At 64.1% G+C, this 3,591-nt stretch carries 3 protein-coding genes; all 3 read right to left on the reverse strand.

The features are described 5' to 3' along the window. Positions 1-162: 162 nt before the first annotated feature. Complete coding sequence (locus tag VJ604_RS10150; RefSeq protein ID WP_324082162.1) at positions 163-864, reverse strand: DUF3313 domain-containing protein; 702 nt, start codon at positions 862-864, stop codon at positions 163-165. Further along, entirely contained in the window at positions 861-1,256 is a 396-nt protein-coding gene (locus VJ604_RS10155; protein WP_324082164.1) for a putative quinol monooxygenase, read from the reverse strand. Before VJ604_RS10155 ends, VJ604_RS10150 begins: the two co-directional genes overlap by 4 nt. Before the next feature lie 128 nt (positions 1,257-1,384). Then, entirely contained in the window at positions 1,385-3,562 is a 2,178-nt protein-coding gene (locus VJ604_RS10160; RefSeq protein ID WP_324082166.1) for a sigma-54-dependent Fis family transcriptional regulator, read from the reverse strand. Positions 3,563-3,591 lie beyond the last annotated feature (29 nt).

Consider the following 3,591-nt stretch of genomic DNA (forward strand, 5'->3'; position numbering starts at 1 on the left):
GGCTACCGGCAAGGAGAGGAGAGAAGCGGCCAAGAGAGCTGCCATGAAACGTTTCATGTTTCCTCCAGCTGCGGCAGCTCCCCTCGCGAGGGGGCTGCCGCCATCGTTGGGTGTTCACTCGTGCAAAAGATGTCAGCGACCTTCAGTCGACCGTCCAGCCGGTTACGGCGCCACGCAGCCGGAGCCGCCGCGAGCCTGGCAGAGGGCGAAGCGCGCCCTCTTGGCCCAGTATTCGAGGGCATCGTTGGCGTTGTCCCACTTGCTCCAGAGCTTGGTCAGCTCCTTGCCCCCCACCCGGCGGTCGAGCGCCGCGGCCTCCAGTTCGCCGGTGGTCGCGTCGGTGAGCTTCATCTCGGCGGTGATCTCACCCACCCCGGACTGCTTGCCGGTGGCACCGTACTTGATGAGAGAGATGCCGATGCCGATCGGCATCAGGGTGGAGAGGGTGTTTCTGACCGGCTTGGCGCTGTCGGCATCGATGATGGCGGCCTGCAGGCGCAGGGCCCCCGGCTCCGCCGCAGTGACGATCCGGTAATCCTGGCTGAGCTCCTTGTTCAGGTAGACGAAGGCGTTGTTGGCGAGCGTCTGGTAGTTGGCCAGGTCATCCTTGTCCAGTTCCCCGTCCTTCATGACCAGTACCGGGTCGATCATGAGCTTGTCGTACTTCTTGAAGTCCGCCGCGGGGTTCACGTAGCGGTAGAGGGCCTGGCCGTCCTTGCCTTCGGTCAGGATGTCCGGGTTCACCAGCGGGGAGTTCTTCACGTCGACGTTGCGCGCCTGAACGCTGCCCGTGGCGCAGCCCCACATCTGCATGGCGGCCGCCGCGAGCATCACAAACATGCATGCCTTTCTCACCATTTTCATGTCGCTTCTCCTTTTGTGATTGGTTTGCCGTTAAATGCGATGACCTTTCCGCCTGCCTTGCTGGTTCCTGGGGGGGAGCGGACCCCCTCGATCAGCTCCATCCCCTCGGTACCGGTGATTTCGTAGAAGGAGATCTCGGGCGGCCCCTCGGAAAGCTCGAGCGCGCCGAGCACCCGCGAGTAGATGGGGGAGCCGAGATGCTCGATCATCTCCGCGCGCAACCGCCATCTCTCCAGGTAGACGATGACCTGCTCCTCCCCCTGCTCCTGGTAGATGCTGCATTCCAGGCAGCCGGAAGCGGCCAGGGTGGGGCCGCATACCGACTCCAGTATGTCGAGCACCTCCTGCCGTCTCCCCGGGGAGGGGGATATCTTTACGATAGCCAGGTTCATGGACTAGCTATTCCGAGAATTGTGCCAAAAACGGTGCGGGGGGATAAAAGGCCTGTAATCAGCAAGTTGAGGATCGGAGAGCGACGGGAGGGGCCCAAGCCCCCCCCGGGGAGGACGGGATTTCGACTTTAGGGCGACATCTCGTCCTTGAGGGGACGATTGCTGATACCGAGCTTCTGCATCCGGGAATAAAGGGTGGAGGGGTTCATCCCCAAAAGCCGTGCGGCCCCCCCCTCCCCTTTGATGCGCCAGCCGGTCATGCGCAGGGCCTCCCGGATGTGCCGCGCTTCGCTCTCCTCGAGGGTGAGGATGCGGGTGCCCTGCCCCGAGGCGTTCTCCGGCAGCCGGACCTGGAGCCTTTCGCCGGTGCTGACGATCACGGCGTGCTCGATCACGTTGCGCAGCTCGCGGACGTTGCCGGGCCAGGGGAAGGCCTGCAGATCGGCCATGTCCTGCTTGGAGATCTTGGTGATCTTCTTCCCCATCTTCTTCCCCAGCTCGTCCACGAAGGCCCACACCAGGAGGGGGATATCGCCGGAGCGCTCCCGCAGCGGCGGCGCGGTGATCTGGAAAACGTTCAGCCGGTAGTAGAGATCCTCCCGGAACCTCCCCTTCTTCACCTCCTCGGGGAGGTTGCGGTTGGTGGCGGCGATCACCCGCACGTCCACCTCGAGCGTCTTGGTGCTCCCCAGCCGCTCGAACTGCCCCTCCTGCAGCACCCTCAACAGCTTGGCCTGCAGCTCCAGCGACATCTCGGCGATCTCGTCCAGGAAGATGGTCCCGCCGTCGGCCAGCTCGAAACGGCCGGCCTGGCGGGTGAGCGCGCCGGTGTAGGCCCCCTTCTCACGGCCGAACAGCTCGCTCTCCACCAGCGCGGAGGGGAGCGAGGCGCAGTTCACCTTCACCATCGGCTTGTTGCGCCTCATGCTCAGCTTGTGGATGGCGCCGGCGACCAGCTCCTTGCCGGTACCGGTCTCCCCGCAGATGAGCACCGTGGAATCGGTGGGCGCCACCTGTTCCACCAGCGCGATCATCTTGGCGATCGGCACGCTCTGGCCGATGATCTCCTCCAGCCGGGCGGGGAATCTCTCCTCGCTCGGCAGACACTCGAACTCGACCTGCAGCTTCTCCATCAGGCGCTGGATTTCCACGCTCTTTTCCTGCTGGGCAGCTTCCGCCTTGCAGCGGATGAGCGCGTTGGCGAAGATCTCACCCAAAAGGCGCAGGCGGGTGATGACCTCCGCATCGAAGGGGTGGGGGGCGAGGACGTGGGAAGCGGCGACGAAGTGTTCGCAGCTCCCCCCCACCCGGATCGGGATGTTCAGGTGCGACTTGGTCCCCGCCCTCTGCCAGCTGGCCCGGTCGATGGCGCCTTCCTCCGGCAAGTCGTCCAGCGAGCTGAAGGAAACGGTTTCCCCCTTCAAGAGATTCTCGCAGGTCCAGGGGAAAAGGGAGCAGACGTTTTCCCTCTCCGGAAGGGGGGCGATCCCCTCAGCGCAGGAGAGGTAGCTGACGGAGACCTCCCGCTTGTCGTCCGAGAAGGTCAGCAGTCCCAGGCGGTCGAAGCGGAAAAAACGCCGCAGCTGATCCAGTGCCGCGTCGATCTCGCCGTCCACCTCCTCGGGGGTGACGTTGATGAAGGTGACGGAAAGCTCGGCCATCAGTTGCTCGAAGGACGGCCGGCTGGCCCGCTTGTCGGTGCCGTGCAACAGGGCGTTCACGAAGATCTCGCCGATCAGGCGCAGCTGGGAGATCGACTCCTTGCTCCAGCAGTGGGTGGCGCGGGCGAAATGGGCGACGATGAAATACTCCACCAGCCCGTCCACATAGATGGGGACCGCCAGGGACGCCTGCACCCCCCTCGACTTGTAGTAGCGTCGATCGGGCCCCGGCGGCAGCTCGTCAAGGGAGGCGAAGCAGACGATGTCTCCCCGCAGCAGATTTTCTCCGGTCCAGGGGAGCTCGTCGAGACCGCAGACCCACGCGTGCGAAGCGACCTCAAGCCCCTCCCGTCCCACGGCGAATACCGCCTGGAAGGCGGTCTTGTCCGGCGTCAGCGTCATCAGCCCGCACCAGTCGAAACGGCAGCAGTCGAGGATCTCTTGCAGCAGGGAGCCGATTCTCTCTTCGGTCTGCTGGCAGGGGGTCGAGGCTAAACTATCGATGGAAAGGGAGACGAACTGCCCCAACCCGGGCAACTCGTTGTCGAGGGGCGCTCTTGAGGCCTTTGGATGGTCAACCTGCGACAAAAACTTCTCTGCGGACATACTGCTCCCCGACTTAAGCGACATCGTCGAGCGTGGCATGGAACCTCCTGGGGAATCTAGCCCGGCGG

Origin of the sequence: Geomonas sp., from assembly GCF_035254065.1 — a bacterium.
Classification (GTDB): Bacteria; Desulfobacterota; Desulfuromonadia; order Geobacterales; family Geobacteraceae; genus Geomonas.